This window comes from Spirillospora sp. NBC_01491, from assembly GCF_036227065.1.
GTDB classification, from domain to species: domain Bacteria; phylum Actinomycetota; class Actinomycetes; order Streptosporangiales; family Streptosporangiaceae; genus Spirillospora; species Spirillospora xylanilytica.
This window is the reverse complement of record NZ_CP109432.1, coordinates 4,020,895-4,044,826: the sequence shown is the minus strand read 5'-3', so window position 1 is coordinate 4,044,826 and position 23,932 is coordinate 4,020,895. Positions and strand designations below refer to the sequence as shown.

General features: G+C 72.7%; 24 protein-coding genes. 11 read left to right on the top strand and 13 right to left on the bottom strand.

All coding sequences use genetic code 11. The features are described 5' to 3' along the window. Positions 1-47: 47 nt before the first annotated feature. Complete coding sequence (locus tag OHA34_RS18725; protein WP_285942522.1) at positions 48-1,217, top strand: acyl-CoA dehydrogenase; 1,170 nt, start codon at positions 48-50, stop codon at positions 1,215-1,217. 213 nt (positions 1,218-1,430) lie between these two features. On the opposite strand, the gene OHA34_RS18720 is transcribed toward OHA34_RS18725, so the two are convergent. Continuing rightward, on the bottom strand, positions 1,431-1,847 hold the full coding sequence (locus tag OHA34_RS18720; protein ID WP_285942521.1) for a hypothetical protein: 417 nt from the start codon (positions 1,845-1,847) through the stop codon (positions 1,431-1,433). 199 nt (positions 1,848-2,046) lie between these two features. Between OHA34_RS18720 and OHA34_RS18715 the strand changes: the two genes are divergently transcribed. Beyond that, entirely contained in the window at positions 2,047-3,036 is a 990-nt protein-coding gene (locus tag OHA34_RS18715; RefSeq protein WP_285942520.1) for an ArsR/SmtB family transcription factor, read from the top strand. 474 nt (positions 3,037-3,510) lie between these two features. Here OHA34_RS18715 and OHA34_RS18710 read toward each other — a convergent pair whose 3' ends face one another. From OHA34_RS18710 to OHA34_RS18690, 5 genes are all read right to left on the bottom strand, one after another. Further along, positions 3,511-3,768, bottom strand: coding sequence for a hypothetical protein (locus tag OHA34_RS18710; protein ID WP_329522338.1), 258 nt, complete (start codon positions 3,766-3,768; stop codon positions 3,511-3,513). A 162-nt stretch (positions 3,769-3,930) separates the two neighbouring features. Next, positions 3,931-5,121 (bottom strand): helix-turn-helix domain-containing protein, encoded by a 1,191-nt coding sequence (locus OHA34_RS18705; protein ID WP_329522337.1) that lies wholly within the window; start codon positions 5,119-5,121, stop codon positions 3,931-3,933. Between the two features lie 64 nt (positions 5,122-5,185). Then, positions 5,186-5,830, bottom strand: coding sequence for an HAD family hydrolase (locus tag OHA34_RS18700; RefSeq protein WP_285942517.1), 645 nt, complete (start codon positions 5,828-5,830; stop codon positions 5,186-5,188). Then, entirely contained in the window at positions 5,827-5,955 is a 129-nt protein-coding gene (locus tag OHA34_RS18695; protein WP_285942516.1) for a hypothetical protein, read from the bottom strand. Before OHA34_RS18695 ends, OHA34_RS18700 begins: the two co-directional genes overlap by 4 nt. A gap of 68 nt (positions 5,956-6,023) precedes the next feature. Further along, positions 6,024-6,617 carry a TetR/AcrR family transcriptional regulator gene (locus OHA34_RS18690; protein ID WP_285942515.1) on the bottom strand — a complete coding sequence of 198 codons (594 nt, stop codon included), beginning with the start codon at positions 6,615-6,617 and terminating at the stop codon, positions 6,024-6,026. A gap of 140 nt (positions 6,618-6,757) precedes the next feature. Here OHA34_RS18690 and OHA34_RS18685 point away from each other — a divergent pair, with 140 nt between their 5' ends. Then, on the top strand, positions 6,758-7,726 hold the full coding sequence (locus OHA34_RS18685; protein WP_443029644.1) for an alpha/beta hydrolase family protein: 969 nt from the start codon (positions 6,758-6,760) through the stop codon (positions 7,724-7,726). Positions 7,727-7,731: 5 nt separating this feature from the next. Here OHA34_RS18685 and OHA34_RS18680 read toward each other — a convergent pair whose 3' ends face one another. From OHA34_RS18680 to OHA34_RS18670, 3 genes are all read right to left on the bottom strand, one after another. Continuing rightward, entirely contained in the window at positions 7,732-8,604 is an 873-nt protein-coding gene (locus OHA34_RS18680) for a hypothetical protein (RefSeq protein ID WP_285942513.1), read from the bottom strand. Continuing rightward, entirely contained in the window at positions 8,601-9,098 is a 498-nt protein-coding gene (locus OHA34_RS18675) for an RNA polymerase sigma factor (protein WP_285942512.1), read from the bottom strand. Before OHA34_RS18675 ends, OHA34_RS18680 begins: the two co-directional genes overlap by 4 nt. A gap of 154 nt (positions 9,099-9,252) precedes the next feature. Beyond that, positions 9,253-10,902 (bottom strand): LCP family protein, encoded by a 1,650-nt coding sequence (locus OHA34_RS18670; protein ID WP_329522335.1) that lies wholly within the window; start codon positions 10,900-10,902, stop codon positions 9,253-9,255. Between the two features lie 248 nt (positions 10,903-11,150). Here OHA34_RS18670 and OHA34_RS18665 point away from each other — a divergent pair, with 248 nt between their 5' ends. Both OHA34_RS18665 and OHA34_RS18660 read left to right on the top strand, forming a co-directional pair. Next, on the top strand, positions 11,151-12,209 hold the full coding sequence (locus tag OHA34_RS18665; protein WP_285942510.1) for a glycosyltransferase family 2 protein: 1,059 nt from the start codon (positions 11,151-11,153) through the stop codon (positions 12,207-12,209). A gap of 84 nt (positions 12,210-12,293) precedes the next feature. Further along, positions 12,294-13,064, top strand: a complete 771-nt coding sequence (locus OHA34_RS18660) for a hypothetical protein (RefSeq protein ID WP_285942509.1) — start codon at positions 12,294-12,296, stop codon at positions 13,062-13,064. A 21-nt stretch (positions 13,065-13,085) separates the two neighbouring features. On the opposite strand, the gene OHA34_RS18655 is transcribed toward OHA34_RS18660, so the two are convergent. After that, on the bottom strand, positions 13,086-13,808 hold the full coding sequence (locus OHA34_RS18655; protein ID WP_285942508.1) for a glycerophosphodiester phosphodiesterase: 723 nt from the start codon (positions 13,806-13,808) through the stop codon (positions 13,086-13,088). Continuing rightward, positions 13,805-14,512 carry a 2-C-methyl-D-erythritol 4-phosphate cytidylyltransferase gene (gene ispD / locus OHA34_RS18650; RefSeq protein WP_329522334.1) on the bottom strand — a complete coding sequence of 236 codons (708 nt, stop codon included), beginning with the start codon at positions 14,510-14,512 and terminating at the stop codon, positions 13,805-13,807. Before ispD ends, OHA34_RS18655 begins: the two co-directional genes overlap by 4 nt. A 147-nt stretch (positions 14,513-14,659) precedes the next feature. Here ispD and OHA34_RS18645 point away from each other — a divergent pair, with 147 nt between their 5' ends. The 6 genes from OHA34_RS18645 (at position 14,660) to OHA34_RS18620 (ending at position 20,291) form a co-directional block, all read left to right on the top strand. Beyond that, the gene (locus OHA34_RS18645; protein ID WP_329522333.1) at positions 14,660-15,964 is read left to right on the top strand and encodes a CDP-alcohol phosphatidyltransferase family protein; all 1,305 of its coding nucleotides are present in this window, start codon (positions 14,660-14,662) and stop codon (positions 15,962-15,964) included. Continuing rightward, complete coding sequence (locus tag OHA34_RS18640) at positions 15,961-16,641, top strand: DUF5941 domain-containing protein (protein ID WP_285942503.1); 681 nt, start codon at positions 15,961-15,963, stop codon at positions 16,639-16,641. Before OHA34_RS18645 ends, OHA34_RS18640 begins: the two co-directional genes overlap by 4 nt. Then, complete coding sequence (locus tag OHA34_RS18635; RefSeq protein WP_285942502.1) at positions 16,638-17,369, top strand: phosphocholine cytidylyltransferase family protein; 732 nt, start codon at positions 16,638-16,640, stop codon at positions 17,367-17,369. Before OHA34_RS18640 ends, OHA34_RS18635 begins: the two co-directional genes overlap by 4 nt. Before the next feature lie 114 nt (positions 17,370-17,483). Further along, the gene (locus OHA34_RS18630) at positions 17,484-18,539 is read left to right on the top strand and encodes an iron-containing alcohol dehydrogenase family protein (RefSeq protein WP_285942816.1); all 1,056 of its coding nucleotides are present in this window, start codon (positions 17,484-17,486) and stop codon (positions 18,537-18,539) included. Further along, complete coding sequence (locus tag OHA34_RS18625) at positions 18,529-19,413, top strand: CDP-alcohol phosphatidyltransferase family protein (protein ID WP_285942501.1); 885 nt, start codon at positions 18,529-18,531, stop codon at positions 19,411-19,413. Before OHA34_RS18630 ends, OHA34_RS18625 begins: the two co-directional genes overlap by 11 nt. After that, positions 19,410-20,291 (top strand): glycosyltransferase family 2 protein, encoded by an 882-nt coding sequence (locus OHA34_RS18620; RefSeq protein WP_329522332.1) that lies wholly within the window; start codon positions 19,410-19,412, stop codon positions 20,289-20,291. Before OHA34_RS18625 ends, OHA34_RS18620 begins: the two co-directional genes overlap by 4 nt. Positions 20,292-20,340: 49 nt before the next feature. Here OHA34_RS18620 and OHA34_RS18615 read toward each other — a convergent pair whose 3' ends face one another. Together OHA34_RS18615 and OHA34_RS18610 are read right to left on the bottom strand one after the other, a co-directional pair. Next, positions 20,341-23,025, bottom strand: a complete 2,685-nt coding sequence (locus tag OHA34_RS18615) for a HelD family protein (protein WP_329522331.1) — start codon at positions 23,023-23,025, stop codon at positions 20,341-20,343. A gap of 151 nt (positions 23,026-23,176) precedes the next feature. Further along, positions 23,177-23,923 (bottom strand): acetoacetate decarboxylase family protein, encoded by a 747-nt coding sequence (locus tag OHA34_RS18610; RefSeq protein ID WP_329522330.1) that lies wholly within the window; start codon positions 23,921-23,923, stop codon positions 23,177-23,179. Positions 23,924-23,932: the final 9 nt, after the last annotated feature.

Genomic DNA, 23,932 nt, shown 5'->3' with positions numbered 1-23,932 from the left:
TACCCGCAGCCGACCGGTTCGCTGTACCGGCCGGTAGCATCCGTGGTATGAGTCCCGACCTTCCCACGTACGCGCCCTCCGAGGATCACGAGCTCCTCCGGCAGACGGTGCGCGAGCTCGCCGATGCCAAGATCGCCCCCCACGCCGCGGCGGTGGACGAGGAGCCCCGTTTCCCCCAGGAGGCCCTGGACGCGCTGGTGCAGAACGAGCTGCACGCGGTGCACGTCCCGGAGGAGTACGGGGGCTCCGGCGGCGACGCCCTCGCCACCGTGATCGTCATCGAGGAGGTCGCGCGGGCGTGCGCGTCCTCCTCGCTGATCCCGGCGGTCAACAAGCTCGGGACGGTGCCGGTGCTGCTGTCCGGCTCCGAGGAGCTGAAGAGGAAGTACCTGAACCCGGTGGCCAAGGGCGATGCCATGTTCTCCTATGCCCTCTCGGAGGCCGACGCCGGGTCCGACGCCGCGGGGATGAAGACCCGCGCGGTCCGGGACGGGGACCACTGGGTGCTGAACGGCGCCAAGATGTGGATCACCAACGCGGGCGTGTCGGAGTACTACACCGTGATGGCCGTCACCGACCCGTCCGCCGGGTCGCGCGGGATCTCGGCGTTCGTCGTGGAGAAGTCCGACCCGGGCGTGTCGTTCGGCGCCAAGGAGAAGAAGCTCGGCATCAAGGGCTCGCCGACCCGCCAGGTCATCCTGGAGGACGTGCGGATCCCCGCTGATCGGATCATCGGCGCCGAGGGCACCGGCTTCAAGACCGCGCTGGCCACCCTGGACCACACCCGCATCACCATCGCCGCCCAGGCCCTCGGCATCGCCCAGGGCGCGCTCGACTACGCGCTCGGGTACGTCAAGGAGCGCAAGCAGTTCGGGACGGCCATCGCCGACTTCCAGGGCGTCCAGTTCATGATCGCCGACATGGCGATGCGGCTGGAGGGCGCCCGCCAGCTCACCTACCACGCCGCGATGAAGTCCGAGCGCGCCTTCCACGGCGAGAAGATCCCGGACCTGACCTTCGTGTCGTCGGCCTGCAAGACGCTGGCCTCGGACGTGGCGATGGACGTGACCACCGACGCCGTCCAGCTCCTCGGCGGCTACGGCTACACCCGCGAGTTCCCGGTCGAGCGGATGATGCGCGACGCCAAGATCACCCAGATCTACGAGGGCACCAACCAGATCCAGCGCATGGTCATGGCCCGCCAGCTCCTGAAGTAGCACCTGACCTGGGTACTCATCAGCCCGTCGGCTTGGACGTGCTGAAGATCTTCTCTCGGGTCTTCACCTGATCCGCGGCCCCGGGGGCGATCATGCGCCTCCGGGGCCGCGGCGGGAGTCCGGCATGGCGGGCGGGCCGGATCAGCCGCACCGCGATTCCGGCTGCACACCCCGCCCGGACTTCCCGTCCCTACGGTTCATGCCGCGCGTATGTCATTTTGCCTTGCTGCAGATGGCGTCGGGATTGCCTTGGCGATCGAACAGGCACACCCAGATCTTTTTGCCGGATGAGCCGCTGTAGAAGCCGGTGTGCTTCTTTCCGTGGTTGAGCGAGTGCCAGCCCGACAGTCGGGTGGGCTTGCCATTCTTGTAGTGATATAGGGCCATAGTGCAGTAGTCGCCCCACGACTGCACGAGCCCCTGCCGGTGTCTACCGGGGGTTCTGCCGTTCATCCATGCCTTGCAGCCGTTGCCGTAGCTGGTGTTGAGCGACACGCTGGAGCCTTTGACGTAGAACACCTTCCCGGCTGCCGATGCGCTTGAGCCGGTGGTGGTCTCCTGGGCTTGTGAGGTCGCCGGGACGGCGAACACCACGGCCGACAACGTGGCACACAGTGCGATTCGGATCATGTGGTCGATCCTGGGGCGACCTGACGTCGCCGACAAGTCCTTCCCGGCACGATGGGAAGCATGGATCTGTGGCACGGGTGGGCAGTTCGCGAGGCGCGCCAGGACTCGATTTCTGACGTGTTGTGGACAGGTGACGTGCTCACCTTCGCGCTAACATCAGAGATGCTGATCTGATGGCATAGGTGATTCACGGAGAAAGATGATGTTGCGCATCTTCTTTACCGGCGATGATCTGTCGAGAATCCGTCTCGCCGCGGGGGCGGACGCGATGTGGGAGATCTTGCTCAGCTTGCATCGGCTGCGCCGCCCCGAGGGCACAGCGGTATTCGCGGGATGGAAACGCCAAGTGCGGCCGAGTGTCCCGGCCTCCGCCCGCCTGCTGACCGACCTGGCCCCCGCGACGGGTTACGCGGCCGATTTCCTCACCCCGACCACCGGCACAGGTGCACTGGCCAGCGGCATTGAGGCACTGCGCAGCACGTCCCGATCCCGGTTGCGCACTGACCTCACCGAGCTTTCCACCAGGCACCCCGGTCGCCCCGTCCCCGCGTGGATTGGTCGGCTGGCAGCGGGGCGCCTTGACACGCTCGATCAGCTTGCCCATGCCGTCACCAGCTACTTCGATCGCTGCATGGCTCCGTACTGGGATGCACTCCAAGCACAGATCGACCGTGATCGTGCGCAGCGGCGCAAGGCTCTGGCCGAGGGCGGCTGGCCCAAAGTCCTGGAAACGCTGCATCCCTCGGCGCAATGGAGCTTCCCGGTCCTGCATCTGGACTACCCCGCCGACCATGACATCGTGCTGGACGGACGGGGCCTGGTCCTGCAACCGAGTTTCTTCTGCTGGGGCCCGCCGGTCGCCCTGCTCGATCCCTCGCTTACCCCGGTGCTCGCCTATCCCATTGCGCACTTGCTCGACTGGACCGGTCTGGTGTCATCCGCAGGCCGCTCCCGGGAATGCGCTTTGACGGCTCTGCTCGGACGCACCCGCGCAAACGTGCTGGAAGCCGTGGCCATGGGGGCCTGCAGCACTACCCAGTTGGCCGCCCGCGTCGCCATCCCGCTACAGACCGCCAGCCGTCACACCACCGTGCTCCGCGATGCCGGACTCATCACGACCCAACGCCTCGGCAAACGTGTCAACCACGCCGTCACGCCCCTCGGCCTGCTCCTCCTCGAAGGCAACTGAGCGACCACAGGCCGGTGCGGCCCTTCATGCGAGACCAGAGCCACGCCCCGCATCGCACAGCCATGAGGCCCCGGCGCGCCGTGTGGACATCGGGTGAGGACGAGCGCGTCCCCGTGCGGGTCGAGAATGATCGATCGCCCAGACCGGTCGGCGGCGGTGAAAGCGCCGACCGGTCAGAAGATGTTGACGCGCGTCCGTCGGGGGCTGCTCTTCCTAGCGTGCCGGGCGGGGCGCGCGGAATCTGCCACGCTCATGTGCCTGCCTCCGTCGTCTGTTCGGCGGCGCGGGGCCGGCTCCGCTTGAGGCGCGCGTCGCGGCACGCCGCCTCCAGTTCCGGCCAGGTGTTCCTATCGATGACCAGCGCCGGATCGACGTGATACCGCCCACGCCACGTTCCATCGGGGAGCCACGTCACCGTGAACTCCGGGATGGCCGTGAACGCGTCGGGACGGTCCTCCCCGGCTTGGGCGGGGCTCACCTTGTCCCGTCCGTCCACTCCACCGCACCGGATGCCTCGTCCCGCCGGGCCAGCCCGACCACGCCGAGCGTGATGTAGCGGACACCGCTGGCTCCGCCCAGCCGGACCTGGCGGACCATTCCGGACGCTCCGGCGGGCGCGTCGGCAAGAGCTCGGTGGACGTGGCCGATCGCTCTTCCGCAGTCGTCGGTCACGCCGCCCGTTTGCTCGGCGTCCCACGCGAACAATTCAGGCGGTTCCAGTGGGTTGCTCATAGCCAGGACCTCGTTCCTGGTCAGGCCCCGGAGCACCGGTGTTCGCAGCACCGGCCGGGGCCGTCGTGTCTTCGGGAAGCGGCATGTGATGCCGACCTCTCTGATGCTGATGCTCTGCAAGGCCTGCGAGTGACACATCGTGTGTCACCGGCTGTGAGCCGGCTAAATCGCGTGCGCCCACTCCGCGAAGGTGACCAAGGCGTGCGGTGGGGCGAAATGCAGGCGCAGTAGCGTTACGAGAGCATCTCGGACATGTGGATGCTCGCGAACGTGCTGGGGTGCGATCTTTCGGGCCGCCTGGAGCGACTGGAACGCCTCATCGCGGAGCCCCAGCCAGAGCCGGGCGCGCGCAAGGTCGATCAGGTAGTGCGAAGACCGCTCCGCGGGTAGTCCAGCCAGTGTCGTGCGGTCTGTCTCGTCCACGGATGACTCGGCTACGTTCAGGGCGCGCGACGCGTCACCCAGTTCCACCGCGACGGCGATCTCGTGTACGCGAAGGGACGCCGGACCAAAGGCGGTCCCGTTGTATATGCCCTCTGGCACCGATGCCGCGAGACGTTGGGCGTGTGCAAGGTGCTCGTCCACGGCCGCAGGATCATCGGTCGACCGGGCGGCGACGACTGCGGCCCGCATGTGCAGAGAGCCCGCTGCTGCCCGTGTCACCGGGGTTCCTTGCTGTGGGATCTCATCGATGGCGCTTTCAAGGGCGCGCATGGCGGGCGTGAGATTGCAACTCGCGAAGAACACCTCGGTGCGGACGTAAGCCGCCGTCGCCCGTAGAGCGGGGTCATCGGCCATATCGGAGGCTCGGCGCATCAGCTCGACCAGACGCGCGGACAGGTCGTAGTACCCGTACTTGTAGGCGACGGCGTCGGCAGCCCGGTACGCGACGGCCAAGAGTCCCGCAGTGGCCTGGAGTTGGAAGCCATGAGCGCCATGAGCAGCGCGCGTCAGTTCGGCCAGGAGAGGAGGCAAGGTCTCCACGAGCAGTGTGTACTGCGATGCCAGGCGCAGCCTCGTCGCCTCATCCGCCGCCTTGCGGAGCTGGTCCAGTGGGCGGATGAGGCCGTCTTCGGGTAGGTCGTAGGCGTCGATGACGGTACGGAGGCTCGGGATGGCCGCGTGTACCCGGCTATCGGTATCGAGGCGGCGGCCTGTCAGTGCATCGGGCTGGACGCCGAGGGCACTGGCGATGGCCTCCAGCGCTTGATCGCTCGCCGGACGGCGGCCCTGCTCGATCTTGCGAATGAGGCTGAGCGAGATGTGGGCCGACTCCGCGAGTTGCCGCTGGGTGAGACGTCGTGCGGTGCGCGTGGCCGCGATGCGGTCATTGGTTCGCCGTTCCGCATTCACTCGCGTCTCCGAAGGGTCGGTTCAATCGGAACCGTACCCGGACGGGCGCCACATGGCCGGGATGTCAGGAGGTCGTCAGCAGGGCCGGAAGATCGGTCAGGGAGTTGACGAGCCAGTCGGCCGCGCCTCCACCCGCAGGGTCGTCGGCCCACAGGTGGCCCCACGGTCCGCGCCGTACCATCGCCGTCCGTAGCCCGGCGGCGTTCGCCGGCCCGATGTCGTTGGCGGGATGGTCGCCCACGTACACGATCTCTTCTGGCTCGCCCGGCGTCCACTCGATGAGACGCTCGAAGAACGCGGGGTCCGGCTTGGCGACCCCCCACTCCTCGGAGGCGGCGATCGCGTCGGCCGGCAGGCCCAGCGCGCGGAGCAGCATGCCGGCACGCGCGGTCTGGTTGCCCGCGAGACCGACCCAGTGGCCCTGTCGGCGAAGCTCGGCCAGTGCGGGACGGACGTCCGGGTAGAGGTCGTCTTCGGTAAGGTCCTCGCCCTGCCCGGCGGCGGCACGGGCACGGCGTTCGGCGGACAGGTCCAGACCAGGGCGGACGAGGCGCAAGGCGTCGGCGTTGTCGCGTCCCAGCGCGGTGACGGCGCCGACGAGCGCGGACATCGTGTGCGATGGAACGCCGAGCCAGCGGGCCCACGCGTGCCATTCCCGGGTGTCGTCCACCAGGGTCTCGCCGATGTCGAAGACGACGGACGTGATCACACCGCGAGCCTAGAACCCTGGCCGCTCCGCTGCGGCGTGGCGGCGCGTCCGTCCGGCCCGATCGCGGCCAGCCGTCCCAGCAACTGCCCCTCCAGGTAGTCGCGCTCTGCTGCTGTGAAGACCATCGTCCATCTTCTTCGTTCGTGACAGTCCGTAACAGGGGCGCAGAGTGGGACCTCAAGTGCACTTGAGATCAAGGTGTCGCCGCCTGTAGTCCCCGAAGGAGCAGGTCGACCAGGCGGCGGGGGTCGTAGCGGGGATCGGTGTCATGCCCGATGCAGAGGTTGCCGATGCCGCGCATCAGCTCGAAGGCGTGCGTGCCGGGCCTGATCTCGCCGGCGTCGGCCGCGGCGTCGAGCAGGTGCGCGCAGACGGGCACCAGGCGGTCGAGGAAGTAGGTGTGCAGCGCCTCGAAGCCGCTGTCGTCCGATTGCAGCGCGTTGGCGAGCCCGTGCTTGGTGACCAGGAAGTCGACGAAGAGGTCGACCCACTGGCGGAGTGCCGCGAACGGGGAGCCGGCGCTGTCCAGCAGGCTCGGGCCGGCCTCGGCGCATGCCTCGACCTGGTGGCGGTAGACGGCGACGACGAGGTCCGCCCGGGTCGGGAAGTGGCGGTAGATCGTGCCCATCCCGACGCCCGCCTTGGCCGCGATCTCGCGGATCGGCGCGTCCACGCCGGAGGTGACGAACACCGCGGCGGCGGCGGCGAGAAGCGCCTGCTGGTTGCGCACCGCGTCGGCGCGCTTGCGCCGGGCCGGTACCTCTCCGGACTGGCCTGTAGTGGGCACCGCGCTCTCCTTCCGGCCCCGGTTGACAAAACGGAACACTGCTCCGTATGTTAATCGGAACAACGCTCCGCTTTAGTCTAGCTGAAGCCGGACGCGCCTGAACGCCTCCGCCGGCCGAACGGGACCGGCGGCAGAGGCCCATGAAGGGAACACGCACCGTGAGCGAATCGACCCATGCCTTCAGCCCGCCCACTCCGGTCCTGTCGGTCGGTCCGGTGGTGCTGCCGGCACCCGGCCGGGCCGTCGACCTGGAGATGCGGGTCTCCGTGCCCGTGACCGGGGGCGACCTGCCGGTCATCCTCCTGTCGCACGGCCAGGGCCACTCGAACAACCTCTCCTCGCTGAACGGCTACGCCCCCCTCGTCGACTTCTGGGCGGCGCACGGCTTCGCCGTGATCCAGCCCACCCATCTGAGCTCCACGACGCTGAGCCTGGACCCCGGCACCCCCGGGGCGCCCCTGTACTGGCGGTCACGGGCCGAGGACATGACGCTCGTCCTCGACCGGCTCGACGAGATCGAGGCCGCCGTCCCGCAGCTCAGCGGGCGCCTGGACCACGGCAGGGTCGCCGTGGCCGGGCACTCGATGGGCGGGCACACCGCGAGCCTGCTGCTGGGCGCCCGGCTCACCGACCCGGACGACGGAACCGAAGTGAACCTGGCCGAGTCCCGGATCAAGGCGGGCGTGCTGCTCGCCGCGCCCGGCCGAGGCGGCGACGCCCTCAGCGAGTTCGCGGCCGAGAACTACCTCTTCATGCTGACCCCGGACTTCTCCACGATGACGACCCCCACGCTCGTGGTCGCCGGCGACAAGGACGCCTCCGCCCACCTGACGGTCCAGGGGCCGGACTGGCACGCCGACCCGTACTTCCTCTCCCCGGGCCCCAAGTCCCTGCTCACCCTGTTCGGCGCCGAGCACGGGCTCGGCGGGATCTCCGGATACGACGTCGCCGAGACCACGGACGAGAACCCCGAGCGAGTGGCCGCCGTCCAGCGGCTCACCTGGGCCTACCTCCGCAGCGAGCTCTACCCCGGGGACCCCGCCTGGCAGGCGGCGCGTGGCGCGCTGGCGGCCGGACCCGACCCGCTCGGACGGGTCGAATCCACGTGAGCGCCTCAGCGCTTGGTGGGGGCGACGGCGAGTTCGACGGTGCCCTTGGTCCTGCCGAGCCACGCGTCGGTCACGTACCAGGTGCCCGACACGTCCGCGGGCTTGAGGACGTGCTCGTCGTAGGACCACTGCGCCGGGCGCGGCTCGGGCGGGGCGGCCAGGTAGCGGCCTACCGGGAACCGGCGTGCGGCGAGGTCGCGGCGGACGTCGGCCACGGTCCGGTCGCGGAGCGTCAGGCCGGCGAGCGGTTCGTGGGGCGCCTTCGGATCGCCGGTGATCGAGTAGCCCTTGCCGGACCCCGCCGACCCGGTGAGCACGTAGCCCTCGCCGGGCCTGGCCGGCCGGCCGAACGTCAGCTCGATCCGCTGCCTCAGGCCCTTCGGGAGGCTGACGCCGGACGGGCACCACGTGTCGCCGCAGGCCCGGTCGGCGTCGAGCACCTTGATGGGGGGAGGGACGCGCGTTCCGGGCGCGCTGTAGGAGGCCATCCGGCCGACGAGGCCGGGGGAGGCGGGCAGCATCCGCAGGTCCACGTCCAGGCCCGCCGCGGCGAACTCCCGGCGGTAGCGGGCCGGGTCCGCGTCCGGGTCGATGATCCGCACCTCGATGCTCCCTCCCGTCCGGTGCAGGGACAGCGCCTGGGCCGGCCGCGGGCCCATCGGCGTGGAGGGCCAGCCGATGGCGGACACGGCGACGAGCGAGGCCGCGAGCGCCGCCGTGGCCGGCAGGGCGAAGGCCAGGCGCCGGCGCCGACGCCGCGCGGGCGGTGCCGCGGCCCGGGTCACCTCGTCCAGGATGCCCTGCGCTCCCGTCGCGCGGACGTCCCGGGCCGGGTCGTGCTCACCGATCATGGCTCTGATCTGTTCGATGTCGTTCATGAGAACCTCTCCTCGTAGGCGGCGGGCTCCGGCGTGCCCGCGAGCGCGCGGCGCAGGTGGTCGCGGGCCCGGTGCAGGCGCATCCCGGCCGCCGCGCGGGTGATGCCGACCACCGCCGCCGCCTGGCGCAGATCGAGGCCCTCCCAGGAGACCAGCAGGACGAGCTCGCGGTCGGCGGGCTTGAGGGTGTTCAACGCGGCGATCGCCGCCTCGCGGTTCACCACGGCGCCGGCGTGGTCGGTCTCGGACGCGGCGTCCTCATGCAGCGGCAGGGCCTCGCGGCGGCGTTCGCGGCGGCGCAGGTTCTGCGTCACGTTGCGCGCGGTGGCGTAGAGCCAGGGCAGCGGCTTGTCCACCGGGCAGCGGCTGCGCTTCTCCCACGCGATGCGGAAGGTCTCGGCGGCGACATCGGACGCGTCGGTGGCCCCGACCCGCCGCCAGGCGTAGCGCAGCACCGCTTCGTAGTGCTCCTCGAACATCCGCGTGAAATCCACGTCACCGCGCACGCATTCCCCCGTCCCTGGCCGTCTGCCCTCTTATGTCGGGGCAGAGCCGGATGTCACGGGCGATGTCAGGGAATCTGCCCGGCCCATGACGCGGCGAGCCCGGGACGGCCCGGCGGACGGTGGGAGTCGTCCGCCGGGCGGGTCACTTGCAGAGCTTCTGGGTGGCGGTGCCGGTCTCCGCGGCGGGGCTCTCGGACGTGGGCGACGACGAGGGGGTGGTCTTGACCTTCTCGGCCCCGTCCCAGTTGGCGCCGACCAGGACCTGGACGCGGGAGCCCAGCGAGTCGATCTGCTTGATCTTGGCGCCGGGGATGGCGGCGGCGACGGTCTTGGCCGAGTCCTTGCGGCCGGGACCGTACTGGATCACCGTCTTCTGGAGGCCGCGGCGGGCCACGCCCGGGACCACGGTGGTCTTGAAGCCGACCTTGTGCAGGTCGGCGCCCGCCTGGGTGGCCAGGCCCCTGGTGCCGATCGCGTTGAGGACGCGCAGCTCGATCTCGTCCGGGGGAACGGTGGGGGCGTCCGCGGCGGTGGGGGACGGGCTCGGCTCGGGCTTGTCCTCCTTCTCCATCGGCTGGTCGCGGCGGATCTTGGTGAACAGGTCGTCGGCCTTGCCCTGGTCCCACTGCACCGTCGACTGGGGGGTCGCGGCGTTCCACAGCACGACGTCGTAGGCCGGGTTGGACAGGGGGACCTTGCCGAAGGTGAGCTTGTCGGTGGACAGGTCCTTCATCTGGTCGGCCAGGCCCGGCAGGTTCTTGGCGAGCTTCGGGTCGACCCGCAGCGACTTGAGCGCCGCGTTCAGGAACCGGGTCGACTTCACCGGGTCGCTCAGGGTCTTGGTGGACAGGGCCTGCTTCATCATCGAGGCCATGAACTGCTGCTGGCGGTCGATGCGGCCGAGGTCGCTGCCGCCGGTCAGGGTGTAGCGGGCGCGGGCGAAGCCGAGCGCCTTGAGGCCGTCGACGTGGGACTTGCCGGACGGGAGCTGGAGGCCGCTCTTCCTGTCGTTGATCGCCTGCTCGGTGCAGACGTCCACGCCGCCGAGCGCGTCGACCATGTTAACGAAGCCGTAGAAGTTGACCTCGACGTAGTGGTCGATCGACACGCCGGTGGACTTCTTGATCGTGTCGACGGTCAGGTCGGGGCCGCCGAACTGGTAGGCCCAGGTGAGCTTGCCGGGACGGGCCCCGATCCGCGCGCCCTTGGCGCCCTCGGTGCCGTTGGACTTGTGCGCGGGGATGGTGACGTAGGAGTCGCGCGGCAGGCTCACGACGGAGATCCGGTCGTGGTCGCGCGAGACGTGCACCAGCAGCATGGTGTCGGACCGCTCGCCCGGCTCGTGGCCCAGCTTGGCCGCGCGCTGCTGCTCCTTGGTCAGCCCGTCGCGGCGGTCGACGCCGGCGACCAGGATGGTCATCGCGCCCTTCGGCGTGTCGCCGCCCTTGCCGAGCCCGCCGACCTTGACCTTGTCGATCGCCGCGCTCACGTAGTTCTGGAAGGCCCAGGCGCCGCCGGAGGTCAGCAGGACGAACGCCGACATCGTCCCGGTCACCATCAGGAAGCGGCGCTGCCGCCGGGCGCTCATCGCGGCCCGCGGGCTCAGCCCCGGGCCCGGCCGGCGCGGGCCGCGCGGCCTGTCGACCGCCACCCGGGGCGCGGGGACGCCCTCGACGGTCACGCCTTCGATGTCGTCGCCGTCGCCGGCGGCGTCGCCGCCCGCGGGGCGCGGGCGGAAGTAGCGCTCAAGGGGATCGGCGTCGCCACGATCCGAGTCGTGCCCGTCTGCCATTCTGGCGGCCCGCCTCCCGATGCCTCATCCGCGTGTTCTGACCCGAGTGCCCACCACTCTAAAGTGGGGGACACCCGTCCGTTCGCTACCGGGCCTTCGTGTCCTTGCAGTAACGTGGCGCCGTCTTGACCTCCACCCCGGCTGCCCGCGCTCACCAGGGTCGAGCGGGTGCGTCGCGGACCCGCTTGCAAGAGAGAGGAAGAGGGGCCGTCCCTCGGTCCATGGCCGGGGTGTGCCCGCGAGCCCAGATGAATCCCTCGCCCCGCGCGCAGAGCGCTCAGCACAGCCAGCAGCCGGAGCCACAGGCCGGCACCGGTGACCGCACGTGGCCCGCGGTGTCGGTGGTCATGCCGGTGCTGAACGAGGAACGGCACCTGACCGACGCCGTCCGGCGCATCCTCACCCAGGACTATCCGGGTGAGCTGGAACTGGTCCTCGCGGTCGGCCCGTCCCGGGACCGGACCGAGGAGATCTGCCGGCACCTGGCCACCGAGGACCCGCGCATCGTGGTGGTCGCCAACCCGACCGGCCGCACCCCGCAGGGCCTCAACATCGCGATCAAGTCGTCCCAGTACTCGATCATCGTCCGCGTCGACGGCCACTCGCTGCTGCCCGCCGACTACGTCCGCGCCGCGGTCGAGACGATGGAGGAGACCGGCGCCGACAACGTCGGCGGCATCATGGCGGCCGAGGGCGTCACCGGGTTCGAGCAGGCCGTGGCGCGCGCGATGACGTCCAGGCTCGGCGTCGGCAACGCCCGGTTCCACACCGGCGGCGAGGCCGGCGAGGTCGAGACCGTCTATCTCGGCACCTTCCGGCGCAGCGCGCTGGAGCGGGTCGGCGGCTACGACGAGACGTTCGTGCGCGCGCAGGACTGGGAGATGAACCACCGGATCCGGCAGAGCGGCGGGCGGATCTTCTTCACCCCGCGGATGCGGGTCACCTACCGGCCGCGGCCCAACCTGCGGGCGCTGGCCAAGCAGTACTTCCACACCGGCCGCTGGCGCCGGGTCGTCGGGCGCGAGCACCAGGGCACGCTCAACCCGCGCTACCTGGCGCCGCCGGCGGCGGTGCTGGCGATGGCGGCGGGCGCGGTGGCGGGCGCGTTCGGCTTCTGGCCGGGCTGGATCCTGCCCGGCGGCTACGCGGTCGCGGTCGTGGCCGGCGCCGCGGTCGAGGGACGGGGCCTGCCGGTGGCGGCCTGGGTCCGGCTGCCGCTGGTGTTCGCCACCATGCACGTCTCGTGGGGGGTGGGCTTCCTTACCAGTCCGCCCGGCCTCGGGCAGCCGAGTCCGTCGAAAAACTGACAAATCGGCTGAACTTTGCTGGTCTCGGGCACGTCTGAGGGTTAGGTTTGGCGCCATCGCGCCCCGATCCACGAAGAGGTGGCCATGACCAACGGTGCACGTCACGGGCTCGGCGTGGTGATCGGACTGATCGCCACGCCCCTGGTCCTGGCCGGATTGTGCTTCGGGACCTACCGGATGAGCCGCTTGGTCCGGATGTTCCTCATGCGGGACGCGGGATCCGAGCAGTTGACCTCGGCGGCTGTGCTCGTGGCCGTCGCCGTCGTGCTCGGGCTCGTCATGGGGTCGCGCCTGTCGCCGCTGGCGTCGCTGATCCCCGGGTTCGTGCTGACGGCCCTCGGGCTGCTGTGGGCCGTCGCGCCCCGCTGGGCGATGATCCACACGGCGCGCAAGCTGCCCGATGAGCTGGACTACGGCTACACCACCGCGGCGTCTCTCGGCCTGCTGTTGGTCATCGGCGTCGCCCTCGTCGTCGCGTCCCTGGCACCGTCGCGCTGGTCGGCCCGTTCGAGCCGTCCGGTCTCAGGGGCACCGGCGTTCGCCGGTCCCTACGGGCCGCCGCCGCCCGGACCGCAGGGACCGCCTCCCGCGCGCATGGACACCCCTCCGGCGCCCCAGTTGGGTCAGCCCGCGATCGGCCGGCATGCGCAGGACCAGCCGTGGCAGCCGCCCCAGCAGCAGGGCCACGGAGCCGTCCCGCTGCCGCCCAACGACGGGGGGTCCGGCGGGGCCGCCCCCGGGTCCGGGGCGCCGTCGGCGGCCGGCGAGTCCGGGGCGGACGAGCCGGCGGGCGAGTGGACGCAGATGTACGGCGGGGGCGACGACCGGCGCGGCGCGGGCCGTCCGCCTGCCTGACGCGGGCCACCCCGGACGGGGTCAGGCCAGCGCGGCGACCACGCCGGGGACGTCGTCGACGACCATCGCGTCGACCCCGGCCGCCGCGTAGTCGGGGGCCCGTTCGGCGCTGGGGCACCAGGCGACGAACTCCAGGCCGGCCTTGTGCGTCATGTCGACGCACTGCTCCAGCGGGCGCAGCCGGGTGTCGGGGTGGTCCAAGCCGCAGGAGCCGGTGTGCACGGCGACCGCCTGGAGGCCCAGCCCGGCCGCCGCGGGGACGGCGTGCCAGAGCGGGAACCGCAGCCAGGTCAGCAGGCCGAGCGGCACCTCCGGCAGCTCGTCGCGCAGGTGCAGCAGCAGCGACGGGTCGAACGAGGTGACCAGCAGCGGACGGCGCCGGGCCTCGCGGCGCAGCAGCGGCAGAAGCAGCGCGCCGGTGCGCCGGGACGGGGCGTCGACCGCGTCCTCCAGCACCGTCTTGACGTCCACGTCGACCGCGACCTCGGGCGGCAGCTCCGCGAAGAGCTCCTCCAGCCGGAGCAGGCCGCTGCCCGCGGCCGGGACGTCGACCAGGAACGCGCCGTCCGCGGTGGTGGGGTCGTGCCGCAGCACCAGGCCGTCGTCGGCGGTGCGGGTGACGTCGATCTCGACCCACGACAGGCCGGCCGCGATGGCGGCGAGTATCGCGGGCAGCGTGTTCTCGGTCCTCCCCTTGCCGGCGCCGCGGTGGCCGATGACGGTGGGGGTGTGCTCGAAGATCACGGGGTCTCCGGGGGGTCGGTGGCGAGATGCTCGGCGACGAGCACGTCCAGGGGGCGGGTGACCTTGAGGTTGCGCTCGCTGCCCTCCACCACCCGGATCGGCACGTCCGGGAGATAACGATGCACCACGCCGCAGTCGTCGGTGGCGAGCAGGTCCGGATCGGCGAGCGCCAGCTCGTAGGCCGCGCGCAGGGTGCCGAGCCGGAAGCCCTGCGGGGTCTGGAAGCGGCTCATCGACGCGCGCGGCGGCATCGCGGCGACCAGCCCGCCGGCCACCTCCACGATCGTGTCGGGGGACGGGACGCCCACCGCGACCGCGTCGTGCTCGTCCAGCGCGGCCAGCACCCGGTCGATCACGCCGCGGCCGACGAACGGGCGGGCCGCGTCGTGGAGCAGCACCCGGGTGCCGTCCGGCCGCCCGGCCAGCGCGCCGAGCGCGGCGGCGGTGGAGGCGGTCCGGGTGTCGCCGCCCTCGAGCACCGCGGTCACCGCGCGGAACGGCGCGGCGAGCGCGGCGGCGGCGCGGATGTGCCCGGCCGCCATCACGACCAGCACCTCGTCGACGCCGGGATGGGAGTCGAAGGCCGCGATCGCGTGCGCCAGGATCGGCCGTCCGCCGACCTCGATGAGCTGCTTGGGCAGCGGGCCGCCCACCCGCTGCCCGGTGCCGCCCGCGAGCACCACCGCCACCGTCTGCGTCGTCATGTCTCCTCTATCCGGTATCGCGCCGGGCGCCCCGGCCGGTGAACGCGGTCTCTTGTGACGTAGTGTCATCTGAGGGATACGCTGTGTAGCCGCCCGCACCCTTGTTCCCTGTCTTCGCGGTGCGGCCAGACGAGGCCGGAGGCGCCGATGACCATAGCGGTGATCATCGCGACCGGGCGGACCGGAACGGGGGCCGATCCGGTCCCCACGGCCGTCCTGCCGTGCGGGGACGGCCCCGAGGCGCCGACGGTGCTGACACGCCTGTGCGACCAGCTGGCCACGCTCAAGGTACCGGAACGGCGGATCGTGACCCGTCCCGATCTGGCCCCCGCGCTGCGCAAGGACGGCCACGACGTCATCGAGTGCGAGGACACGGCCGCCGACCTGCGGGAGATCGCCCGGCTGACGCGCGGCACCACCGCGCCGGTCGTGCTGCTGCCCGGCGACCTGGTCGCGAACGGCGAGCTGCTGAGCCGGCTGCTCGTCGACGCGCGGACCGTCCCCGTGGCGGGGACCGCGCCGGGGCTGCTGCGCGTCGGCCGGGCCCGCGTCGAGACGCTGGCCGAGCTGGCCGAGCGGCTGGCGGTGGACCTGTTCGGCGGCCCGCCCGGCGACCGTCCGGCGGCGGTGCCCAAGCACACGGCCGAACTGCTGCGGCTGGGCCTGGCGCGCGACGGGGTGCCGGTCGCCCCGTGCCCCGGCGAGGGGCTCGTGTGCGTGCGGGCCGGCACCGAGGACGCGGCGCTGGCCGCGCTCGCCGAGGCCGGGTCCGTCGACGAGGACCGGATCCGGATGGACGCCGCGATCAATCCCGGCGGCGGCCCGGTCGGCACCCGCACGGCCGGCCGCGCGCAGGCCGTCACCCGCTGGGCGGCGCGCGAGGGGCTGACGCCCAACACGGTGACGTTGATCTCCCTGGCCGTCGGGCTGCTGGCGGCGCTGTGGTTCGCGGCCGGCACCCGTACCGGGATGGTGGTCGGGGCGGTGCTGTTCTACCTCGCGTTCGTCCTCGACTGCGTCGACGGGCAGCTCGCCCGCTACCGCCGGATGGTCAGCCCGCTCGGCGCCTGGATGGACGCGATCGGCGACCGGGCCAAGGAGTACGCGGTGTACGCGGGGCTGGCGGTCGGGGCGGCCGCCGCCCCGCCGGACTCCTCCGTCCACGCCGGGAGCGTGTGGGGGCTGGCGGTGGCGGCGATGGCGCTCCAGACCGTCCGGCACATGGTCGACTCCTCCGGCCTGGAGAGCGCGCCCGCGCCGCCGCCGCTGGACGGCCGGGCGGGCTGGGCGCAGCGGCTCCTGACGCTGCCGATCGGCGAGCGGTTCGCGCTGATCTCGGTCACCGCGGCGCTGGGCAATGCCCGGATGACCTTCGCCGCGCTGCTGGCGTGGGGATCGGTCGCCGCGCTGTACAGCCTGGTTGGACGGATCGCGCGGGCGGTCGCCCGATGACGTCGCTGACCCGCGAGCCCGCACCGCGCCCTTCCGCGCCGTCGCGGCCGGCCCGGCCGCGGCCCGCGCCGCTGGCGCCGCCGGAACGGTTGCAGATCTACCGTGACGACGGCCCGATCTGCCGGGCGCTGGGCCGGCTGGCGCGGGGACAGCTCCCGCCGCTGCCCGGCGCGACGATCGCGCTGGTCGTCACCGTGGTGCTGCTCTCCGCCGGGGTGGGCGACGTGCGCGGCCCGGCGCTGTTCGCCCCGGTGGTGGTGCTGCTGCTGACCGGGCCCGCCTCGACCCATCCGCACGACGGCCGGATGGATTGCCTCGTACCGCCCATAATCCGCGGGATCGAGTATGGTTGCCTCACCGTATTGGGGTTCGCGCAGGGAGTATCGGCACCGCTCGTCTACGTGCTGGTCGCGGTTCTGGCGTTCCACCACTACGACACCGTGTACCGCACCCGCCAGGGACTCCGGCCGCCCGAGTGGATTTTCCGCGCCGGGCTCGGCTGGGAGGGCCGGATGCTCATTGTGGCCTTCACGGGCCTCTCCGGGCTCCTTCCGTTCGCGTACGCGGCGCTCGCCGTCTACCTTGGCGTGTTGTTCGCGGGCGAGAGCGTCATGACGTGGGCGCGGACCGGTCGCGACAGCGGCGTGATGGTCGACCTGGAGGAAGTGGAAGCATGATCGGCATGGTGCTGGCGGCGGGCGCGGGCCGGAGGCTGCGGCCCTACACCGACACGTTGCCCAAGGCGCTGGTCCCCGTCGACGGGGAGACCACGATCCTGGACATCGCGCTGGGCAACCTGGCCGAGGTCGGGCTGACGGACGTGGTCATCGTCGTCGGCTACCAGGCCGGCGCGGTCGAGGAGCGCAAGGCCGCCCTGGAGGACCGCTACGGCGTGTCCCTCACCCTCGTGCACAACGACAAGGCCGAGGAGTGGAACAACGCCTACTCCATGTGGCTGGCGCGCGAGCACTTCTCCAAGGGCGTCCTCATGGTCAACGGCGACACGGTGCATCCGGTGAGCGTCGAGAAGACCCTCTTGGCGGGCCGCGGCGCCGACATCCTCCTGGCCGTGGACAACGTGAAGACGCTGGCCGACGAGGAGATGAAGGTCACCCTCGACGGCGCGGGGCACATCCAGACCATCACCAAGCTGATGGACCCGGCCACCGCGGCCGGCGAGTACATCGGCGCCACGCTGATCGAGCCCGCCGCGGCCGAGCCGCTGGCGGGCGCGCTCAAGGCGACGTGGGAGCGCGATCCGGACCTCTACTACGAGGACGGCTACCAGGAGCTGGTCAACCGCGGCGGCACGATCGCGGTCGCGCCGATCGGCGAGGTCTCCTGGGTCGAGGTCGACAACCACGAGGACCTGGAGAAGGCCCGCCGGATCGCCAAGGGCTACTGACCCGCGGGCCGCGGCGCCGGGCCCCCACTTCCCGGCGCCCCCCGGCGTGGTGGCCGGGGTGTTCCGAGCCGACCGAAGATCCGAGCGAGGAGGCACATGCCCCTGCTGACGCGAATGCTGACCGCACCGCTGTCCATCGATGTGCGGCGCGGGGCGATCGCGGCCCTCGGCGAACTGCTCGCCGACCGGCGGATCGCCACCGAGGGCCGGGTGGCCATCGCGGTGGGGCCCGGCCAGGGCGACCAGATCGCCGAGCACGTGCGCGGCTCACTGGCCGCCTGCGAGGTGTTCCACGTCGAGGGCGGCACCGTCGACGCCGCGGTCAGCCTCGGGTCCAAGCTGCGCGCCGGGTCGTACGAGGCGGTGATCGGCATCGGCGGCGGCCGGACGATCGACGCGACCAAGTACGCGGCGACGCTGTCGGGCATCCCGATGGTCTCGGTCGCCACCAACCTGTCGCACGACGGGATCTGCTCCCCGGTCGCCTCCCTCACCCACGAGAAGGGCAAGGGCTCGTTCGGCGTGGTCATGCCGCTGGCGATGGTCGTCGACCTCGACTACGTGCGGGCCGCCCCCGAACGGCTCGTCCGGGCCGGAATCGGCGACGTGGTCAGCAACTTCTCCGCGGTGGACGACTGGCTGCTGGCCGCCGACGCGGTCGGCGAGCGGATCGACCGGCTGGCGCTCACCGTGGCGCGCACCGCCGCCGAGGCCCTGCTGTACCAGCCCGGCTCGATCGGGTCCGACCGGTTCCTGACCGTGCTGGCCGAGGGGCTGGTGCTGTCGGGGATGGCGATGTCGTTCGCGGGCGACTCCCGTCCGGCCAGCGGCGGCGACCACGAGATCCTGCACGCGATCGACCAGCTCTTCCCCGGCACCGCCAACCACGGCGAGCTGGCCGGGATCGGCACGGCGTTCTGCTACCACCTGCGCGCCACCCACCTCGGGGTGGGCGATGAGCGGCTGGCCGAGATCCTCGCCTGCCTCGGCCGGCACGGCCTGCCGCGCTTCCCCGGCGACGTCGGGCTGAGCGTCGAGCAGTTCGCCGAGGCCGTCCAGTTCGCCCCGCAGACCCGGCCCGGCCGCTATACGATCTTGGAACACCTCGGCCTCGACCAGGGCGCGACCCGCAAGGCGGTGGAACAGTATGTCCAGGCCCATGGAGACTGAGCTCCCCGGGTCCGGCCGTCCGGAGGACGGCTCGGCGCACGGCGCGGCCCCGTCCGGCGACGACCCGCGCCCTCCGCGCACGGCCGCCACGATCGCCGACATCCGGCGGTACGGGCAGCCGCCCGGCCTCAAGGACCGGCGCAACGAGGAGCACTGGGCCGGCCGGCTCTACATGCGCGACCTGTCGCCGTACTTCGACTGGATCTTCCTGCGCGTCGGGCTGAGCCCGAACCAGCTCACCTACCTGATGATGGCCAGCGGCGTGCTGGCCGGGCTGGTGGTCTCGCTGCCCGCGACGGGCACCGCCGCGCTGTGGACGGCGCTCGGCGGCGCGGTGCTGATCCAGCTCTACCTGCTGCTCGACTGCGTCGACGGCGAGGTCGCCCGCTACCTGCGGCAGACCTCGGTGGCGGGCGTGTTCCTCGACCGCATCGGCCACTACCTGTCGGAGGTGTCGCTGCTCATCGGGCTCGGCTTCGCCGCGCAGGGCGGCTGGACCAACGGCGGCTACGCCGAGCTCGGCCTGGTCGCCGCGCTCGGCGCCGCGCTGATCAAGGCCGAGACCGACAACGTGGTGGTGGCCCGCGCCAAGTCCGGCCTGCCGTCCGACCCGGTCGGCGGCGACCGCGCGCTGCGGCCCCGCTCCACCGGCATCGCGCTGGCCCGGCAGGCGGCGTCCATGCTGCGCTTCCACCGGATCATCGGCGCGGTCGAGCTGTCCCTGCTGATCCTGGGGGCGGCGGTGCTCGACGTGGTGCTCGGCACCGAGACCCCGGCGGCGATGCGCGTCCTCGCGGTCGCGGTCGCGGCGGTCGCGGTCGTGCAGACGCTGCTGCACCTGGTCAGCATCCTGGCCTCCCGGAGACTGAAGTGAAGATCAGCGTTGTGGTGCTCACGATGGGCAACCGTCCCGAGGAGCTCTCCCGCTCGGTGCGCAGCGCCCTGGAGCAGGAGCACGTGGACGTCGAGGTCGTCCTGGTCGGCAACGGCGTCGACCCGGTCGGCGACCGGGCCGGCCAGGCGCCGTTCGACGACGAGCGGGTCAAGACCCTCACGCTCCCGCAGAACGTCGGCATCCCCGCCGGGCGCAACCGGGGCGTCGAGGCGTCCTGCGGCGACGTGGTCCTCTTCCTGGACGACGACGGCTGGTACCGCTCGACCCGGCTCGGCATCCACCTGCGCGACCGGTTCAGCGCCGACCCCGGGCTCGGCGTGGTGTCGTTCCGCGTCCGCGACCCCGAGGGCGGACGCGGCGAGCGGCGGCACGTGCCGCGGCTGCGCGCGGGCGACCCCGAGCGCTCGTCCGACGTCACCACCTTCCTCGGCGGCGCCTGCGCGGTCCGCCGCGCCGCGTTCGACGCCGCGGGCGGGCTGCCCGAGGACTTCTTCTACGCGCACGAGGAGACCGACCTCGCCTGGCAGGTGCTGAACGCCGGCTACCGCATCGTGTACGACGCGTCCGCCGTGATGTTCCACCCGGCGGTGCTGCCGACGCGGCACGACATGTTCTACCGCTACAACGCGCGCAACCGCGTGTGGCTGGCCCGGCGCAACCTGCCGTGGCTGCTCGCGCTGCCGTACCTGGCGGTGTGGGTGGGCATGACGCTGCTGCGCGAGCGCCGGCCGAGCGCCCTCAAGCCGTGGTTCAAGGGCTTCGTGGAGGGCTGGCGCAAGCCCGCCGGGCCGCGCCGGCCGATCTCGTGGCGGACGGCCTGGCGGATGACCCGCACCGGGCGCCCCCCGATCATCTGACCGTCCGCCCCGCCGCCCCGGCCGCGCGCGGCGGGACGGCGGGCGCTCGTCAGGTCTCGCCGAGCAGAGTGCGGCGCCAGCCGGGGTCGGCGGTCAGCACGGTGAGCCGCTGGGTGGCCCGCGACACCGCGACGTACAGCACCCGGAGGCCGCGCGGCGACTGGGCGGCGACGGTCTCGGGCGCCACGATCACGGCGGCGTCGAACTCCAGGCCCTTGGCCTCCAGCACGTCCAGTACCTGCACCCGCTCGGGCAGCCCGGCGCCGAGCCGCTCGCGGTCGGCGGGCGTCCAGCCGGGGCCGGACGGGGCCGGGCCGGCCGCGTCGTCCGCACCGAAGGACAGCGCGGTCTGGCCGTCGTCCTCGTCCTCGTCCTCGGCGGGCGCGGCGCCGGTGGGCGCGGCGGCGGTCGCGCGGGGCAGCGGGACGATGACGCCGATGGTGCCCTCGACCTGGTCGAGGAGTGCGTCGACGGCGTCGCGGGCCGCCGCCGCGAGCCCGGTCGCGGGGACCACCCCGACGACCGGGTCGAGGCCGGAGTCGCGGACCGCGCGGGCCGGCCGGGCGTCGGGCAGCGCCAGCTCCAGCACCCGGGCCGACACCGCCGCGATCTCGGTGGAGTTGCGGTAGTTGGTGGTCAGCTCGTACTCGTGCCGGGCGCGGCGCGGGGCGGGCGCCTTCCGCCGCCGGGACCGGTCGCGCCGCGAGCCGCCCCGTCCGGCGGGCTGCCCGGCGTCACCGAGCGCGGCCTCCATCGCCTCGCGGGCGGCGGGCAGGTCCTCCCAGGCGCTCTGCGCGGGGTCCTCGACGACGGTCCAGCTCGCCTGCCGGCCGCGGCGGCCGAGCATCCGCCACTGCATGGGGGACAGGTCCTGCGCCTCGTCCACCACGATGTGCGCGTACTCGGGACGGTCCTCGACGACGCCGTCGTCGACCCGGCGGGACCGCTCGACCCGCTCGATGGAGGTGGTGAGCTCCTGCATCTCGGGCTCCCAGGACTCGTCGGCCACCTCCTCGCCGGTGAGGATGTTGACGCCGTCGACGACGTAGGGGTCGCCGTCGGCGGGCGCCCTGCGGCGGGACGCGCGGGGCGGTGGTCCGAGCAGCGCGTCGATCTCGTCGAGCAGCGCGATGTCCTGGTAGGTCAGGGCGCGGGGCGCGGCGCCGCCGGGGCCGGCGGCGAGCGCGGCCGTCCAGGACGCGGCGAGCAGCGCCGTCGCGCCGCGGTCGAGCTCGCGGCCCGCCGCGCGGCGCAGCCGCTCGGGGTCGCCGAGCGAGCGCAGCACGTCGATCGGGCGGCGGATCGGCCACCAGGCGACCAGGAAGTCGGTGAACGTCCGCTGCTCGCGGACGCGGGCGTCGAACTGGCCGCGCCTGCCGTCGCCGTTCCCGCTCCCGTTCCGGCCGCCGCCGTTCTTGGTGCCGCTGCCGTGGGGCTCGGTCTCGTCGAGGGGCGCCAGGCCGTCGGCGGCGAGGATGGCGCTCCACAGGCCGGCGTTCCCGTCGGCCGCGGACTCGGCCGCGTCGGGGCCGCCGAGGTCGCCGAAGCGGTCCCACAGGGCGTCGAGCAGGGCCTCGGCGGCTCGGCCGCGCGCCGCGTTCACGGCGCCCCGGCTGCGCCGGTGCACCTCGGCGGCGATCTTGTCGAGGCGGGCCCGGTCGAGCCGGACGACCACGCCGCGGAACACCACGCGCAGCTCGTCCGGCGCGCCGGACGGACGATCGGCCACCGCGCGGCGCAGCACCCGCGTCATGGCGTCCGCGCCCTTGAGGCGGGCGAGTTCGGGCGGGTCGTGCGTGGTGGCGGTGGCGCCGTCGACCAGGTCGCCGAGGGACCGCAGCGTCGCCGAGCCCTCGCCGAGCGAGGGCAGCACCCGTTCGATGTAGGCGGTGAAGCGGCGGTTGGGCCCGACGACCAGCACGCCGCGCGAGCCGAACCGGCGCCGGTGCCGGAACAGCAGGTAGGCCACCCGGTGCAGCGCCACCGCCGTCTTGCCGGTGCCGGGGGCGCCGCGGACCAGGACGGTGCCGTCTGCCGGGGCGCGGATCACCTCGTCCTGCTCGCGCTGGATGGTCGCCACGATGTCGCGCATCGCGCCCTCGCGGGTGCGCGCCAGCGAGGCCAGGAACGCGCCGTCGCCGATCACGGTCAGCCCGTCGGACGCGCCCGGGTCGAGCAGGTCGTCCTCCAGGTCGACCACCGCGTGCCCGCGCGAGTGCAGCACCCGGCGCCGGATCACGCCGCGCGGGTCCTCGGGGGTGGCGCGGTAGAAGTCCTCGGCGGCGGGCGCCCGCCAGTCGATCACCAGGGAGTCGTGGTCGCGGGTGCGGACGCCGACGCGGCCGACGTAGCGGACCTCGCGGCCGTTCTCCAGATGCCCGGGACGGCCGCCCTCCTCGGCTCCGCTCCCGGCTCCGTACCCGGCGTCGTCGTCGCCGTCCGGGGACTCGGGGCGGGCCAGGTCGAGCCGGCCGAACACCAGGCCGTCGTCGGCCACGTCCAGCGCCTGGGCGCGCAGCGCCGCCTGGTGCACCATCGCGTCGCGGTCGACCAGCGAAGCCTTGGTGCCGGCCTGGGACTGCCGGTAGCCCTCGCGGATCATGGCCTGGGCGTCCGCGCGCATCTCCTCCAGGCGCACGTACGCCACGTCGACGTAGCGCTGCTCGGCGGCGATCTCCTTGTCCTTGACCGTGCGTGCGGGACTCGACGGCCGGCCGGTGACCGGGGACGACATGCAGGCTGCTCCTCGCGACTGTGCTCCACCGGGGGCGACCCCGCCGCGCCCCGGGACGGGGCGAATGAGACAGCTTATGCGGTCCCGCCGAGGGACAGCGTGGAGTGGCCGCCCTCTCCGGCCGCGGCACCGGTCACCAGGGCCGTCCGCTTCATCCGGGCATCTCCTCGGCCCCCTCGAAGGTCATCCGGAGGTGCCCGACCGTGCTGGAGCTGAGCGCGCGGGCGCGGTCGAGGCCGAGCCCGCGCAGCTCGGCGGCCACCGGATGGTCGCCGAGGCGGAGCCGGGCGCCGCCGGGACGGAGCCGGACGCCGGACGGGGCGACCGTCCAGGGCGTGCGGCGGGTGATCCCGTCCATGCAGGAGTAGGCGTCGACCTTGGGGGCCCCGGCGCCGCCGGGCATCGGGACGCCGGGCCGGACGGCCAGCTCGATCGCGGTACGGCCGCCGAACCGGACGGCGCACCGGTTGATCCGTCCGCTCAGGTCCATCGGGATGTCGGCGAGCTCCTTGGGGAAGCCCCAGATCGACCGTCCGGCCTCCAGGGTGAACTTCTGGTCGACCGGCAGCCAGTGGATGAAGGCGCCGATGCCCGCCAGGCCGCGCACCCGGTCCAGCAGGCCGGACGGGCGGGCCGCGCCGGGCGGCCGGACCAGGAACGCGACGGCGAACTCGTGGTACGGGCCGAGGTCGCCGTCGGCGTAGCGGACGAAGGCCAGCGAGCAGATCGCCCGGCCCGGCAGCGTCTCGGCGATCTCGAGCCCGGAGTAGGCGATGACGGCCTGGGCCGAGGCCGCGGGGACCGTGTACATGGCGGAGGCGACGGCGGCGTCGCGGATCCGCACGGGCAGGACGACGCGCTCGCCCTGGATCAGGTGGGCTTCGGCGGCAGGAGTCACACGCCTTAG

What these genes read in the sequence shown, in the direction of transcription:
- OHA34_RS18725 (WP_285942522.1), top strand. Translation starts at nt 48, where the DNA reads ATGAGTCCCGACCTTCCCACGTACGCGCCCTCCGAGGATCACGAGCTC.
- OHA34_RS18720 (WP_285942521.1), bottom strand. Translation starts at nt 1,847, where the DNA reads ATGATCCGAATCGCACTGTGTGCCACGTTGTCGGCCGTGGTGTTCGCC.
- OHA34_RS18715 (WP_285942520.1), top strand. Translation starts at nt 2,047, where the DNA reads ATGATGTTGCGCATCTTCTTTACCGGCGATGATCTGTCGAGAATCCGT.
- OHA34_RS18710 (WP_329522338.1), bottom strand. Translation starts at nt 3,768, where the DNA reads ATGAGCAACCCACTGGAACCGCCTGAATTGTTCGCGTGGGACGCCGAG.
- OHA34_RS18695 (WP_285942516.1), bottom strand. Translation starts at nt 5,955, where the DNA reads ATGGTCTTCACAGCAGCAGAGCGCGACTACCTGGAGGGGCAGTTGCTG.
- OHA34_RS18685 (WP_443029644.1), top strand. Translation starts at nt 6,758, where the DNA reads ATGAAGGGAACACGCACCGTGAGCGAATCGACCCATGCCTTCAGCCCG.
- OHA34_RS18680 (WP_285942513.1), bottom strand. Translation starts at nt 8,604, where the DNA reads ATGAACGACATCGAACAGATCAGAGCCATGATCGGTGAGCACGACCCG.
- OHA34_RS18670 (WP_329522335.1), bottom strand. Translation starts at nt 10,902, where the DNA reads ATGGCAGACGGGCACGACTCGGATCGTGGCGACGCCGATCCCCTTGAG.
- OHA34_RS18665 (WP_285942510.1), top strand. Translation starts at nt 11,151, where the DNA reads ATGAATCCCTCGCCCCGCGCGCAGAGCGCTCAGCACAGCCAGCAGCCG.
- OHA34_RS18660 (WP_285942509.1), top strand. Translation starts at nt 12,294, where the DNA reads ATGACCAACGGTGCACGTCACGGGCTCGGCGTGGTGATCGGACTGATC.
- ispD (WP_329522334.1), bottom strand. Translation starts at nt 14,512, where the DNA reads ATGACGACGCAGACGGTGGCGGTGGTGCTCGCGGGCGGCACCGGGCAG.
- OHA34_RS18645 (WP_329522333.1), top strand. Translation starts at nt 14,660, where the DNA reads ATGACCATAGCGGTGATCATCGCGACCGGGCGGACCGGAACGGGGGCC.
- OHA34_RS18640 (WP_285942503.1), top strand. Translation starts at nt 15,961, where the DNA reads ATGACGTCGCTGACCCGCGAGCCCGCACCGCGCCCTTCCGCGCCGTCG.
- OHA34_RS18635 (WP_285942502.1), top strand. Translation starts at nt 16,638, where the DNA reads ATGATCGGCATGGTGCTGGCGGCGGGCGCGGGCCGGAGGCTGCGGCCC.
- OHA34_RS18630 (WP_285942816.1), top strand. Translation starts at nt 17,484, where the DNA reads ATGCTGACCGCACCGCTGTCCATCGATGTGCGGCGCGGGGCGATCGCG.
- OHA34_RS18625 (WP_285942501.1), top strand. Translation starts at nt 18,529, where the DNA reads ATGGAGACTGAGCTCCCCGGGTCCGGCCGTCCGGAGGACGGCTCGGCG.
- OHA34_RS18615 (WP_329522331.1), bottom strand. Translation starts at nt 23,025, where the DNA reads ATGTCGTCCCCGGTCACCGGCCGGCCGTCGAGTCCCGCACGCACGGTC.